A 13,064-nucleotide genomic window follows, 5' to 3' on the forward strand; every position below is an offset into this window, starting at 1 on the left:
CCAGCGCCGGGCGCAGCGCCGTCCGGTCCCCGGCGGCGGCCTGCCCCAGCGCCTGGCGGACGGACTCGTCCCCGAAGGTCGGATCGAGCCCCGGCTCGGCCGCCCGGGCTCTCCGACAGTCCAGTCCGAACCCGAAAGCGCCGCCGCCCGGTCACCGGTGGCATCTTGCTGCCTGACAGCTTTCTGACACCGCGCACGCCACCGTCGGCGCCGACGATCAGTCAGTGTGGTTACCGTGCACGCCATTCGCTTCCACCTGCGCGCCCCGGACCGCCCCGACGGCCCCCCGACCTCGACCCCCGGGGCCGTCCACGACGGCCTGGCCCGCGGCCTGCCCGCCCCGGCCCGGATCGAGCACGCCCGGATCCTGACCGGCCCCGGCACGGTCGACGGGGTCGCCTTCGTCCTCGCCGACAACCTGCTCGCCGCCGAGGCCGCCCTCGCCGCCGCCTGCGCCACCCTCACCGGCCCGACCGGCCCCCTGCCCCACTGGGACGTACCGCACTGCGCCCTGGACACCCTGCTGGCCCTCGGCCTGCACGAACTCCCGGCCTGCCCGTGACCTGAACCCTCAGGCCGCACCGAGCCCGGCGTCCGGCGTCTTCCCCGCCTGCGCCTGCTCGATCCGCTTGACCAGCATCACGGCGAACCGCCGCGCGGCCGGCAGGTCCACCGGCCCGCCCTCCGTCGTCACGCTCGCCACCACGGTGCCCGAACGCACCACGGTGCTCACCCCGTCCCCCGCCGACAGCGGCCCGACGAACACCTGGCTCTCGCTGCCCAGCGCCGGAGCGTCCACCTTGTGGAACGGCCCGACGGGATACGACGCGTACGTCTCCTTCAACCGGTTCCTGGCCGCGTCCCGGCTGGGCAACGTCTCCACCAGGAACCGGGTCACCAGATCCCCCGAGGAGAACCGCACCGACCCGCTCAACGGCTTGCCCGTACACGGCGCCGACGCCGAACAGGTCACGGAGTGGTCGGCGGTGTCGACCTTGCGCTTCTCCTCGTCCCATCCAGCCATCACCTTGGCGTCCGGCAACACCTGCGCGACCACCTTGTCGTCCAGCAGCGTCCCCTCCAGATCCGCGCTCGGCGCCGCGACCGCCGGCACCGGCGTCGCGCTCCCGCCGGCGCCCGATGCCCCACCCGGCGACGCGGAGGCCACAGCGGACGCCGAGCCCCCGGCGCCCGTCGGCACCGCAGCAGCAGCACTCGTCACCGCCGAGGCCGCCGGACTCCCCGAACCAGCCGAACTCCCGGCCCCCACAGCCCCCTTGCCGTCCCCCGACCCCCCGGACGAGCACCCCACCAGCACCCCCGCCAGCACCCCGCCCGCCACCACGGCGACCATCCGCCGTCCACCCATCCCCATTGCCCGCTCCCTTTACGGCTGTCCGTGACCCCTCAAGATAGCGACCACCCCACCCCTCACCCGCGTCGGGTCCCCCGCACACGAACCGCCCGCCCCGGGAACGCCGAAGGGGCGGCGGCCTCCACGGCCACCGCCCCACCGGACATCCCGACCGAACGGTCAGACCGCCGGAACCGGGAACGTCGGGTACTCGACACCCGAGATGTACTGCACGACCCGCACGACCTGGCACGAGTAGCCGAACTCGTTGTCGTACCACAGGTAGAGGATCGCGTTGTCGCCGTCGACCTTGGTCGCCCCGGCGTCCACGATCGAGGCGTGGCGCGAGCCGATGAAGTCGCTGGAGACCGCGTCGGGCGAGTCGATGAAGTCGATCTGGCGCTTCAGCGGCGAGGTCAGCGAGATGTTCCGCAGGTAGTCGAGGACCTCCTCGCGGTCGGCCTCCCGCTTCAGCTGCAGGTTGAGGATCGCGATGGACACGTCCGGCACCGGCACGCGGATCGAGCTGCCGGTGATCTTCGCCTTGAGGTCCGGCAGGGCCTTGGCGACGGCCGAGGCGGCACCGGTCTCGGTGATCACCATGTTCAGCGGCGCGGAGCGGCCGCGGCGGTCGGCCTTGTGGTAGTTGTCCAGCAGGTTCTGGTCGTTGGTGAACGAGTGGACGGTCTCCACGTGGCCGCGCACGACGCCGTACTCGTCCTCCATCGCCTTCAGCGGCGGGACGATGGCGTTGGTGGTGCAGGAGGCGCAGGAGATGATCTGCTCGTCCGGCTTGATCATGTCGTGGTTGACACCGTGCACGATGTTCGGCACGTCGCCCTTGCCCGGGGCGGTCAGCACGACCTTGGCGATGCCGGGGCGCAGGTGCTTGGACAGGCCCTCGCGGTCACGCCACTTGCCGGTGTTGTCGATCAGGATCGCGTCCTTGATCCCGTACTCCGTGTAGTCGACCTCGCTCGGGTCGTTGGAGTAGATCACCGTGATCTCGTTGCCGTTGACGACGATCTTGTTGTTCGCCTCGTCGACGGTGATGGTGCCCTGGAACTGGCCGTGGATCGAGTCCCGGCGCAGCAGCGACGCGCGCTTGACCAGGTCGTCGCCGCCGCCGTTGCGCACGACGATGGCCTTCAGCCGCAGGCCGTTGCCGGAGGCCTTCTCGATCAGCAGACGGGCGACCAGCCGGCCGATGCGGCCGAACCCGTACAGCACGACGTCCTGCGCGGACCGGCGCTCCAGCTTGTTCTCACCGGTGGCACCGGCGACGGCGCGGGCGGTGAACTCCTCCACCGACAGGCCGTGGTCGTCCGCCCGGTAGGTCGAGGCGAGCATCCCGAGGTCGATCTGCGAGGGGCCGAGGTCCAGGGTGGTCAGCGCCTGCAGGAACGGCATCGTCTCGGTGACCGAGAGCTCCTCGCCCGCGATCTGCCGGGCGAAGCGGTGCGTCTTGAGGATGCTGACCACCGACTTGTTCACCAGGGAACGGCTGTGGAGCAGGACGGTCACGTCCTTCTCCCGGTGCAGCCGCCCGATGATCGGGATCATCGACTCCGCGATCTCCTCGCGGTTCTTCCAGTCCGTGAACACGTCGTCGTTGACAGTCACAAGTCCATCTTTCGAGCTGAGGGTGTTGCCCACATGGTAGCTTCGCCCGCCTCCGGCCCAACGGGCGGTCCCCTCCTTCCCCGCCCCGCCCGAGCCTCCCACCTGCGCTTTCCTCCGCACCCCCGTCCGCAAAGGTGATCACCGCCACCCGACGGACACAGGTCTACCCGGGTAGAACACGCCGCCTGTTCTTGTGGACCAAGTCAAGTTGTCACGGTGCATCCCGGCACGCCGGCACGGGACGTCGGACCGAGTAGTCGGGCCGACCCAACACCTTCCGGAGGCTCCGCCGCAGCCGCCGAACCGGTCGTCCGGGTGGCCCTCGCGGAGGTCTCGCATCGCCGGGGTCGGCCGCGCCGCCGTCGGCACGTCGAGGGCACGTCGGAACCGCTCCGACACAAGTGCGGCGGCCACGGGTTCCTGCGGCCTGCGCGGGGCGCCCGTCGCGATGCCCAGCGGCACCTGGACCTCTTACCGCGACGTCGGGGTCTGGGAGCAGCAGGGTGGCCGCGCCGACGAGACCAGTCGCTTCCCGATGCTCGACACCGGTACTCCCTCCCAGCCGCACCTGCTGTGGCCGCTCGCGCTCTACCCCGTTACGGGGGCGACCGAGGTGGTCTTCCAGTGTCTGAAGGACCGCAGCCCGTTCGATGACGCCGAGATTGGGCGGGAGCTGCTGCGACGGTTCGACGAGATCGACGGCATCGAGCTGGCGGAGGCCAACTGGACCTCCGCCCGTCCCTCCCGCTCCAGGTGTTCGCCGACCACCCGGAGGAGGTCTGCGCGTTGCTGGAGCTCGCGCAGCGCACCTGAGCCGGATTGCTGTGCTGCCGAGCCGAGTTGAAGAATTCGGCTCGGCGGCGCGCGGCGTTGTCAGACGGGTATGCGCCGGGACGGGGGCTGGTTCTGGCTTTCGAGGTCGGTGCGCTCGTCGTCGGGCGTGAGCATCCGGAGGGCGGTGATGACGCCGAGGGCGACGGTGGCGAACGCGAGCGAGAGGAGAACAGCGAAGGCGGCGCCGATCAGGAAGGCGGCGGTGCCGGCTCTCACCCGTGCTCACCCCCTCCGAGGTCGCGGAGGAGGTGGAGGAGGTGGAGGAGGTGGAGCAGCGTACTCACGGGTGCCCTCTCCGAAGGAGAGTCACACGCCCTCATTCGGTCCCTCAAAGACGAACTGGAAAGCAAGCATGGTTAGTTCCGCCTGGCAAAAGTCCAGCTACTCCGCCGCGAATGACAACTGCGTCGAGGTGCGTACCGCCGACGGGGTGGTCGAGCTACGCGAGTCCGACGACGGCGAGGTCATAGTCCGCACCGCCCCTGCCAAGTTCGCCGAGTTCCTCCGAGCCGCCAAGGCAGGCGAGTTCGACCACCACGTCAACTGACCGCCGGTGGTCCTTCGCTCCGTGGAATGGATGACCAGCCGTTCCGGTGCGACGGCGACCGCTTCCAGCGGCGGCCGGCCCTCCGGCGCAAGACCCAGGTGGACGTCCTCGGGGCGCAGATGAACGGTGAACTCCTGCTCGGCCCGGACGAACACCCCCATCACCCGTCGGCAGAGCTCACAACTCTCCGTGGTGAGATGCGCGAAAGGCCGGTACCTCTCGCCGGCTCGGTCCGGGACGCCGTCCCGCGGGCTCGAACTCGGATCGTCGCCGCCGGTCATGGCCGCCATCGTGCCGGACGGCCGTATCTGCGCGAACCGGTTCACCGAAAACGGGGCGACTTCGCGGAGGATTTGCCGGGGGCGCGGCGGGGTGGGGTAATGAGAGACGGCCGGTGTTTCAACGTCCCGTGAGAGACCCGGGAGCTTGTGATGAGCGGTGGGCCGGAACCGATCAGTGCCGAGGGGCTGCGCGCGGTGCGCGAGGAGTTGGCACAGCTGCGGGTGGAGCGGGGGGAGGTGGCCGCGACGCTTCGGGGGGACGGTCCGGCGGGTGATTCCGCGGATGCCGCCGACGAACTTCAGCGGGCCTCCGACGTGACGCGGCTGGACCGGCGGATCGCCGAGCTGGAGGGGCGGCTGCGGGAGGCCGAGGTGGCCGGGGCACCGTCGACCGAGGTGATCGGGGTGGGTTCGACCGTCACCGTGCGGTTCTCGGACGGCGAGGAGGAGACCGTCGAGATCTCGGAGCTGGCGGAGGAGCGGGAAATGACCCTGGTGACCTACGACAGCCCGTTGGGGAAGGCGCTGTTGGGCCGCCGGGCCGGGGAGACGGTGAACTACGAGACGCCGGGCGGCGCGGCGAGCGCGGTCGTGCTGGCGGTGGGGAACGGCCGGTAGGCCGAGGGCGGAATTCCCGGTCGGGGGTGCTCGCCCGGCCTCCGACGGGCGCGGCTCGTCGGCTTCACGGGAACCACCTCTTCGACGCCCCGGGGCGATGAACCACGGCGTGGCCGCGGTGGGCGTCCTCAGCCTGGCGGTCGCCGCCGCCACCAGCCGCCGCCACCTGCCCGAACCGCGCACCGCCGGCAGGAGGGAGGATTCATCCGTACCGACCGGATCGAACCCCGAGGAGCCGACGACGATGGGCCGAGTGACCGTTCCGCGCAGGATACTGCGACTGCGCCAGGGCACCCCCTCGCACCGCCCCGACACCCTCGCCGCCGAGGAGCCGATGGAGATCCGGGTCGGCGGCCGCCCGCTGACGGTGACCATGCGCACCCCCGGCAGCGACTTCGACCTCGCGGCCGGCTTCCTGGTGAGCGAGGGCGTGCTGCACGCCGCCGACCACCTGGCCGGGATCCGCTACTGCGCCGGCGCCACCGCCGACGGCGGCAACACCTACAACGTGGTGGACGTGGTGCTCGCCGCCGGTGTGCCCGCCCCGGACGCCTCGCTGGAGCGCAACTTCTACACCACCTCCTCCTGCGGCCTGTGCGGCAAGGCCAGCCTGGACGCGGTGCGCACCACCGCGCCGTGGAGCGTCGCCGAGGACGGGCTGCGGGTCACCCCCGAGCTGCTCTCCGCACTGCCCGACCGGCTGCGCGCCGCCCAGAAGGTCTTCGACAGCACCGGCGGCCTGCACGCGGCCGGCCTGTTCGACGCCGGGGGCCGGCTGCTCTGCCTGCGCGAGGACGTGGGCCGGCACAACGCGGTGGACAAGGTGGTCGGCCACGCGCTGCGCGAGGGCCTGCTCCCGGCGCGCGGCACGGTGCTGATGGTCAGCGGCCGGGCCTCCTTCGAGCTGGTCCAGAAGGCCGTGATGGCCGGCATCCCGATGCTCGCCGCCGTCTCCGCGCCCTCCTCGCTGGCGGCGGACCTCGCCGAGGAGAGCGGGCTGACGCTGGTCGGCTTCCTGCGCGGCGACTCGATGAACGTCTACACCCGCACGGACCGGATCGACACCGGCCCGGAAGACGCCTCCCGGGACGGCGAGTAGCCGGTCGGGCCGCCCGTAGCGGGCCGGCCCGGGTCAGTCGGAGGGCTGGGGCGTCCAGCGGTGCAGGCCCTTGCGGTCGTAGTAGCGGGTCATCCCGAAGCCGAAGGCCAGGGCCAGCACCACGCCGACGGCGATCATGATCCAGCCGCGGGCCAGTCCGGCGTCGGAGCGCGCGTCGAAGAAGAGGATCGCCCGGATGCCGTCGCTCAGCTGTCGCATCGGCTCGAAGGCGCCGAGGAAGCGGTAGAAGGCGGGCACCGCCTGCAGCGGGACGGTCGCCCCGGAGGACGGCAGGGCCAGGGCGATGAAGACGAACATGGACACCAGCTGCCCGATCCCGCCGAACGCGGCGTTGATCGCCTGCACCCCGAGGCCGACGGCCAGGCTGGCGCAGTAGGCGAAGAGCCAGAGCATCGCCATGTGCGGGGCGTCCATGCCGAGGATGCCTACGGTGCAGAGCAGCACCAGCGAGGTGGTGAGCAGCATGATCCCGGCGGTCATCACCATCTTGAGCAGCAGGGTCTGGGTGCGGCTGATCGGTACGGTCGGGCGGCGGGTGTGCCAGGGGCCGATCTCGCTGTCGCTGTAGCCGAGCGCGCCGTCGACGCCGTTGTGGATGATGTTGCCGCCGATGAAGCCGCTCAGGACGGACAGCAGGGTGTAGTAGAAGGCGCTCAGGCCGAGCCCGCTGTGGCTGCCGATCGGGCCGGCCTTGGTGGTGACGGCGAACGGGTCGGCGAGCAGCAGTCGGGCGGTGGCGCCGCCGTCCGGTCCGGAGGACTTGGTGGCGGGTACGGCGGCGAGCAGCTGCCTGCCGGTGGCGAGCGAGGCCTGGTGGGCGGCGCCCTGGGCGATCTGCGAGGCCATCGAGGCACCCAGGCTGCCCAGGGCCGGGTTGGTGAGGACGGTGAGGGTGGGCCGCGCGGTGGCCCCGCCGGTGGCCAGCCCGGTGACGGCGGCGGTGAAGTCCGCGGGGACGAGCAGTGCGGCGTAGACCTTGCCGGAGGAGATCAGGTCGTGGGCGCCGGCCTCGTCGGTCTGCTTCCAGTCGACGGTCTCGCCGGGTGTGCCGGCCACCACCGCCCGGGTCAGCTCGGTGCCGGAGTTCACCGCCCGGCCGGGCGGCGGGGCGCCCCGGTCGGCGTTCACCAGGGCGATCGGCAGCCGGTGCAGGTTCCCGTTCGGGTTGACGATGCCGCCCATGTAGAGCAGCGAGAGCAGCACGGCCACCAGGGCGCAAAGGACGCTCGGGAAGAGCCACAGTTTCGGTCGCCGGGCGAGTGCCAGCGCCCTCGCCTGCCGGGGAGCCCCCGGGGAACCCGTGGTCGCCATGCCACCCCTCGGTTTCGGGCAACGGGCGGGTGCCGTGCCGCTGCGGGTACGGCGGGAAGTCGTTCCGTGGGCGCGTGGCGCTCAAACCCGCGTCACCCGGGCGGTGGCACCTCCACACCCCCACCAAAGGTAAATATTCTACCAAGTGCGCAAGTATCGCGCTCCGGCCGGTCCATGCCACTCTCCCCACTCGCACAACTGACGATGCGTCAGCGCCGCACGGCGCACGCATCATCGACGCACGCGGCTCCGCCGTGCCCGCACGGGCGCGCACCACCGCGCGCCGATGCGCCGTGCTCGTACGCAGGGAGGGGCTGCTGCCGTACACCCCCAACCGCCCCGCGCGCCCGGGGCCCACGGGAGGAACGCCATGACCACCGGCACCACTCTCAACTCCTGCGCGACGGCGGCGACGAGGAGGCCTCCGGGCGGTACGGCGCACGCCCGCGATCGCTTGATCGCTAAGCTTCCCCGGGCGGGGCGGGGAACGACGGGCGACGACCTGGGAGGGCGGCGGCTTGCGGGACGGGTGGATCAGGGTGCCGGTCGGCGCCGACGCCGACCGGTGGGCGACGCGGAGCGGGTGCCGGCGGGTGCTGCTGATCGTGCACAACGTGACCTCGGCGACCCGGCTGCTCGACGTGGTCGGCCTGTTCCGGGACGACCTGCGCGTGCAACTGCTGGCCACCTGCCCGGAGACGTCGCCCTTCCGCTCCGGAACGTCCGAACTGCTGGCGGCGCTCGGCGTTCCCGTGCTGCCCTGGGAGCAGGCGCTGGACGTCGGGGCGGACCTGGCCGTCTCGGCCAGCTTCGGTGGTCAACTCCACATGGTCAAGGGGAGTTTGGCAGTGCTCTCGCACGGCGTTGGCTACAATAAGAGGCTCGCCACACCGGACACCGGACACCGGACACCGGACACCGGACACCGGGCGCCCTCTGCCCTCGGTGCCGACACCGGCGCCGACCCCGTCTTCGGGCTGTCGCCCGAGTGGGTGCTCGCCGAGGACGGCGCACCCGTCGCCGACGCCATGGTGCTCTCCCACCCCACCCAGCTCGACCGGCTGCGCGAGTCCTGCCCGGAGGCGGCCGATACGGCGGTGCTCTGCGGTGACCCGTGCTTCGACCGGATCCTGGCCGCCCGCCCCCGCCGGAGGGCGTTCCGCCGGGCGTTGGGCGTCCGCCCGGGCCAGCGCCTCGTCCTGCTGAACTCGACCTGGAACCCCACCTCCCTGTTCGGCGACGGCGGCGACGACGGCGACGATGACGCGCGCGTGCGGGACGCGTCGAAAGGCGCGCCGTCGGACGTACTGCCGCTCCTCCTGTCACACCTGCCCGAGCTGCCCGTGGACGAGTACCGGATCGCCGCCGTCCTGCACCCCAACGTCTGGCACGGCCACGGCCCCGGGCAGATCAGGCTGTGGCTGGACGGCGCCGCCCGGGCCGGCCTGACCCTGGTCGATCCGGTGACGGACTGGCGGCAGGCGCTGATCGCCGCCGACGCCGTCGTCGGCGACTTCGGCTCGGTCAGCTACTACGCCGCCGCGATCGGCACCCCGGTGCTGGTCGCCGCGCCCGGCGTCACGGTCGTCGAACAGGCCTCACAGATCGCCGAGTTCGTCCGCGAGGCACCCCGGCTGGACCCGTACGCCCCACTGCGCCCCCAGCTCGACGCCGTCCTCACGGACGGCCGCGTCCCGCCCGGACCGGCGGCCCTCACCACGTCCTGCCCCGGCGAGTCCGCCGGGCGCCTGCGGGAGCTGTTCTACCGGCTGATCGGCATCCCGGAGCCGGCCGCGCCCGCGCTGCTGGATCCGCTTCCGCTGCCCGCCCACCGGCCGGCCCGGGCCACGGCGCCGCTGCGGGTGCTCACCGAGGTGGGCCACCGGGAGGTGTCGCTGCGCCGGTTCGCCGCGGCCCGGTACGAGCCGGACGGCCCCGGCGACGGGCACCTGGCCGTGCACGAGGACACCCTCGACCCCGGCGCGCTGGACCTGGCCGACCTGATCCTCCAGCACACCCCGCCGGGCCGACCCGACGACCCTCGGCTCGGACCGCCCCGCCAGTGGGCGGCCGAGGTGCTGGACCGTCACCGCTCCTGCGCCCTGGCCGCCCTGGTCACCGGCCCCGACGGCTGTACGGCGGTCGACCGCACCGGCCGCGCCTGGGAGTTGACCGGCCACGGCCTCGATCCCGCCGCGGCCGCCTCCGCCCTGCTGGCCTGGCGGGCAGCACACTCCGGAGGAGTGGAACCCGCCGAGTTGGCGGTACGAAGTGGGGGCACCGTCCACCGGGTGGCGGTCACTCCGTCCCGTTGACCGTCCCGGTGCTCGGCCCGGCGCCCGTCCCGTTGCCTGTCCCGCTGCCCGTCCCGTTACGTCCCGTTGACGCACAACGAGCGCAGCACCCCCAGCGGCGCGAGGTGGAACCGCGCGCCCTGCCGCTCCAGCAGGGTGCCGGCCTCGTCCAGCAGCGGCAGCGCCTGCGCGCCGTGGCCCTGCTCGATCAGCGCCTGGGCGAGGTCGGTGAGCGCCCGGGCGGTGTTGTAGCCCTCGCCGGTGCCACGGAAGAACGCCACCGCCTCCTCCAGTGCGGCCCGCGCCCGGTCGAAGCGCCCGAGGCCACGCAGCGCCCGGCCCCGGTGCCGGCTCAACAAGGCCCGGGCGCGCGGCAGATCGGCACTGCCGTCGCCGTCCGGACCGATGCCGTCGAGCAGGCCGACGGCCCGGTCGAAGCAGTCCAGGGCCTCGGTGTAGCGCCACTGCCGCAGCCGCAGCAGTCCCAGCGATTCGACGGCGGTGGCCTGGCCGCGCAGGTGCCCGTCCTTCTCCTCGGCCTCCGCCGCCAGCAGCAGCTGCCGTTCGGCCTCCGGGTACTCCTGCAACTCAACGAGGGCGAGGGCGAGTTGGCCGTGCATACGGCCGGCGAAGCGCGGAGCCGTCCCGGGCGCGGCGGCGGCCCGGGCACCAGCGCGCAGGGCGGGCAGCAGTTCGTCGTGCCGGCCCGCCTTGAGCTGGACGGCCCACAGTGCCTCGACGAGCTGGCAGACCAGCTCGGGGGCCGCGAACTCCTCGGCGGCACGGACGGCTTCGACCAGGTTGGGCAGTTCGGCACCGAGCGCGGCGAGCGCCTGCGCCTCGTCCGGGTAGCTGTCCGGGGAGCCCTCCGGGTAGCCGTTCCGGCAGAGGACGGCGTACAGCGGGCCGAGGTGCCAACGCTGCGGCAGCGCGGCGCAGTCGGCGGCGACGGCGAGGCGTAGCAGCGTGTCCACGGTGCGGGTGACGGCGGCGGCACACGCGGCCAGCCCGTCCTCGCGGACGGCCAGGGCCTCGGCGTGCCGGCGGACCAGCGGGCGGAAGTGGTGCCGGCCGTCGACGGCGGTCTCCAGCAGGCCCGCCTCGGCGAGTCCGGCCAGCGCGGTGGCCGCGCTCGGCTCGGCGAGGCCGGTGGCCGCCGCGGCGACCCGGGCGGTCAGTCCCGGCCAGGGGCGCAGGGCGCAGCGGCGGTAGGCGAGGGCGGCGTCCGGCGAGAGCTGCCGGTAGCAGTCCTCGGCGGCGGCCTCGGCCGGGTCGGTCGTGGCGGCCGATCGCCCGGCGGACGCCGGTCCGGCGAGCGCGGCCTCGGCCAGGCCCGGGGCGGCGGCGCGCAGGGCGAACGGGTAGCCGGCGCAGCGTTCCAGCACGCCGGGCAGCGCGGCCCGAGCGGCGGTGACGGCGTGCTTGCCCGCGACCTCGGTGAGCAGTCGGCGGGCGTCCTTGTCGGCGAGCGGACCCACCGGGATGTTGACCGCGTCCAGCCCGGCCAGCGGGCGGCGGGCGGTGATCACCGTGAACACCCCGGCGGCGGAGGTGAGCAGCGGCCGGAGCTGGGCGGCGGAGTGGGCGTGGTCGAGCACGACCAGCAGCCGGCGGGTGGCCAGCAGCGCCCCGAACAGGTCGGCGCGGTCCTCCACCGTGGCCGGCAGGTGCTCGGCGGGCACGCCCAGGCGGTGCAGGAAGCGGCGCAGTACGGTCGCCGGGTCGGCGGCGCCCTGCGGCCCGGCGGCGCGCAGGTCGGCGTAGAGCTGGCCGTCCGGGAAGCGGGCGGTCTCGCGGCTGCCCCAGTGGATCGCGACGGCGCTGGTGCCGATGCCGTCCGGCCCGTGCAGCAGGGCCTGCCGGGGTCGGCCGTCCGGCTTGCGGCCGCCCTCCTTGTCGAGGGCGGCGAGCGGCCCCTTGCGGTCGGTGAAGTAGCGGGTGGAGGCGGGCAGCAGGCGCGGCACCGCGCCCGGGCCGCTCGCGCCGCCCGCCCCGCCGGGCGGGACGCCGCCCGGAATGCCGGAGTGCACGCCGGAAGACACGCCGCTCATCCAGGCGGCCAGCGCACGGGCCTGCGCCGGGTCGTTGCGGGCCCCCTCGACCAGCAGCCGGGCGACGGCCTCCCGCTCGGTGGCCCCGGCGGGCGCCAGGACCTGGCGCCCGGTCGCCCGCTGCACCAGGCCGCCGAACGCCTCCCACGCCCACTTGCCGGCCTCCCCGGCCATCGACGAACTGACCGCCCCCAACACACCCGAGACCGCCGAGATCGACAGCGGATCGACCATGCCCCCACCACCCCCAGCACCACGCGCGGCAGGCTCCGCCCTCCGCCTACGTCTCCTGACCCGCCCAACGGTAGCGTCTCGCCCGCCCGCCTCCGGCCGGATGACGGTTCGTCAGGCGGGTCGATCGGTCACCGGTCGGCGCCGCACTCCGCGGACGGCCCGGGCGGCCCGGGCGAACGGCTGCTCCACCGTCGCGGCGGCCGGGGCCGCGCCGCCGTCCCCACCGCGGTCGGCGCCCCGCGCCGGCAGGTCGTTCGCGATCACGGCGGCCTCGGTCAACAGGCCGCGCACCTCGGCGGCCCGGTAGAAGATCCGCGTCCCCTCCCGGCGCGCCACCACCAGGCCCGCCGCGCGCAGCTTCGCCAGGTGCTGCGAGGTCGCGGCCACATGGGCACCCAGCAGCTCGGCCAGCTCGCTGACCGGCAGCTCCCGCCGGCTCAGCGCCCACAGCAACCGGTACCGCGACGGATCCGCCACCGCCTTCAGCACCGCCACCGCCCGCTCCGCCGCCTCGGCGTCCCAGGCCTCATCCTCCGCACCACCCATACCCCGATCGTACCGACGCCCCCGGGAAGCCCCCGCCCCCGCACAGGAAGCCGACCCCGCCGACTTCTCGCGCAACCAGCCCCGCGCCGCGCCCCACCCGTGACCGACAAGCGAGCCCCACCCCCCCTGGCGTAGGAAGTCGAACCGGCCGACTTCCTATGCCAACCTCGCCCCGGCAGACCAGGGACAGGCGGTAGGAGCGGACCTCCGGAAACCGCTGCGCAGAAAGTCGGACCGGCCACTTCCTGCGC

General features: G+C 73.5%; 12 protein-coding genes. 6 read left to right on the forward strand and 6 right to left on the reverse strand.

The features are described from left to right. Nucleotides 1-235 precede the first annotated feature (235 nt). Nucleotides 236-562: a hypothetical protein gene (locus tag BOQ63_RS14265; protein WP_030280034.1), complete on the forward strand. Its 327-nt coding sequence runs from the start codon at nt 236-238 to the stop codon at nt 560-562. A gap of 9 nt (nt 563-571) precedes the next feature. Here the strand turns inward: BOQ63_RS14265 and BOQ63_RS14270 are convergent, their stop codons facing one another. Both BOQ63_RS14270 and BOQ63_RS14275 read right to left on the reverse strand, forming a co-directional pair. After that, nucleotides 572-1,114, reverse strand: coding sequence for a hypothetical protein (locus tag BOQ63_RS14270; RefSeq protein ID WP_072654381.1), 543 nt, complete (start codon nt 1,112-1,114; stop codon nt 572-574). 420 nt (nt 1,115-1,534) lie between these two features. Next, complete coding sequence (locus BOQ63_RS14275; protein ID WP_030289960.1) at nt 1,535-2,977, reverse strand: glyceraldehyde-3-phosphate dehydrogenase; 1,443 nt, start codon at nt 2,975-2,977, stop codon at nt 1,535-1,537. Between the two features lie 448 nt (nt 2,978-3,425). Between BOQ63_RS14275 and BOQ63_RS14280 the strand changes: the two genes are divergently transcribed. Then, on the forward strand, nt 3,426-3,821 hold the full coding sequence (locus tag BOQ63_RS14280; RefSeq protein WP_030551866.1) for a hypothetical protein: 396 nt from the start codon (nt 3,426-3,428) through the stop codon (nt 3,819-3,821). Between the two features lie 29 nt (nt 3,822-3,850). Here the strand turns inward: BOQ63_RS14280 and BOQ63_RS14285 are convergent, their stop codons facing one another. Continuing rightward, on the reverse strand, nt 3,851-4,027 hold the full coding sequence (locus BOQ63_RS14285; protein WP_157846540.1) for a hypothetical protein: 177 nt from the start codon (nt 4,025-4,027) through the stop codon (nt 3,851-3,853). A 136-nt stretch (nt 4,028-4,163) separates the two neighbouring features. Between BOQ63_RS14285 and BOQ63_RS14290 the strand changes: the two genes are divergently transcribed. From BOQ63_RS14290 to fdhD, 3 genes are all read left to right on the forward strand, one after another. After that, a complete protein-coding gene (locus tag BOQ63_RS14290; protein ID WP_072654382.1) occupies nt 4,164-4,358 on the forward strand; it encodes a DUF397 domain-containing protein in 195 nt (64 codons plus the stop codon). A 431-nt stretch (nt 4,359-4,789) separates the two neighbouring features. Further along, nucleotides 4,790-5,257, forward strand: a complete 468-nt coding sequence (locus BOQ63_RS14295) for a GreA/GreB family elongation factor (RefSeq protein WP_030289963.1) — start codon at nt 4,790-4,792, stop codon at nt 5,255-5,257. Between the two features lie 244 nt (nt 5,258-5,501). Continuing rightward, on the forward strand, nt 5,502-6,356 hold the full coding sequence (gene fdhD / locus BOQ63_RS14300; protein ID WP_030289964.1) for a formate dehydrogenase accessory sulfurtransferase FdhD: 855 nt from the start codon (nt 5,502-5,504) through the stop codon (nt 6,354-6,356). A 33-nt stretch (nt 6,357-6,389) separates the two neighbouring features. Here fdhD and BOQ63_RS14305 read toward each other — a convergent pair whose 3' ends face one another. Further along, a complete protein-coding gene (locus BOQ63_RS14305) occupies nt 6,390-7,688 on the reverse strand; it encodes a YhgE/Pip domain-containing protein (RefSeq protein WP_030551874.1) in 1,299 nt (432 codons plus the stop codon). A 593-nt stretch (nt 7,689-8,281) separates the two neighbouring features. Between BOQ63_RS14305 and BOQ63_RS14310 the strand changes: the two genes are divergently transcribed. Next, the gene (locus BOQ63_RS14310; protein ID WP_454129785.1) at nt 8,282-10,003 is read left to right on the forward strand and encodes a hypothetical protein; all 1,722 of its coding nucleotides are present in this window, start codon (nt 8,282-8,284) and stop codon (nt 10,001-10,003) included. Nucleotides 10,004-10,059: 56 nt separating this feature from the next. Here the strand turns inward: BOQ63_RS14310 and BOQ63_RS14315 are convergent, their stop codons facing one another. Next, a complete protein-coding gene (locus BOQ63_RS14315) occupies nt 10,060-12,267 on the reverse strand; it encodes a tetratricopeptide repeat protein (RefSeq protein ID WP_150475898.1) in 2,208 nt (735 codons plus the stop codon). Nucleotides 12,268-12,378: 111 nt separating this feature from the next. After that, nucleotides 12,379-12,813: an ArsR/SmtB family transcription factor gene (locus tag BOQ63_RS14320; RefSeq protein WP_030551882.1), complete on the reverse strand. Its 435-nt coding sequence runs from the start codon at nt 12,811-12,813 to the stop codon at nt 12,379-12,381. Nucleotides 12,814-13,064: the final 251 nt, after the last annotated feature.

It is taken from the genome of Streptomyces viridifaciens, assembly GCF_001888885.2.
In the GTDB taxonomy this organism is placed as follows: domain Bacteria; phylum Actinomycetota; class Actinomycetes; order Streptomycetales; family Streptomycetaceae; genus Kitasatospora; species Kitasatospora aureofaciens.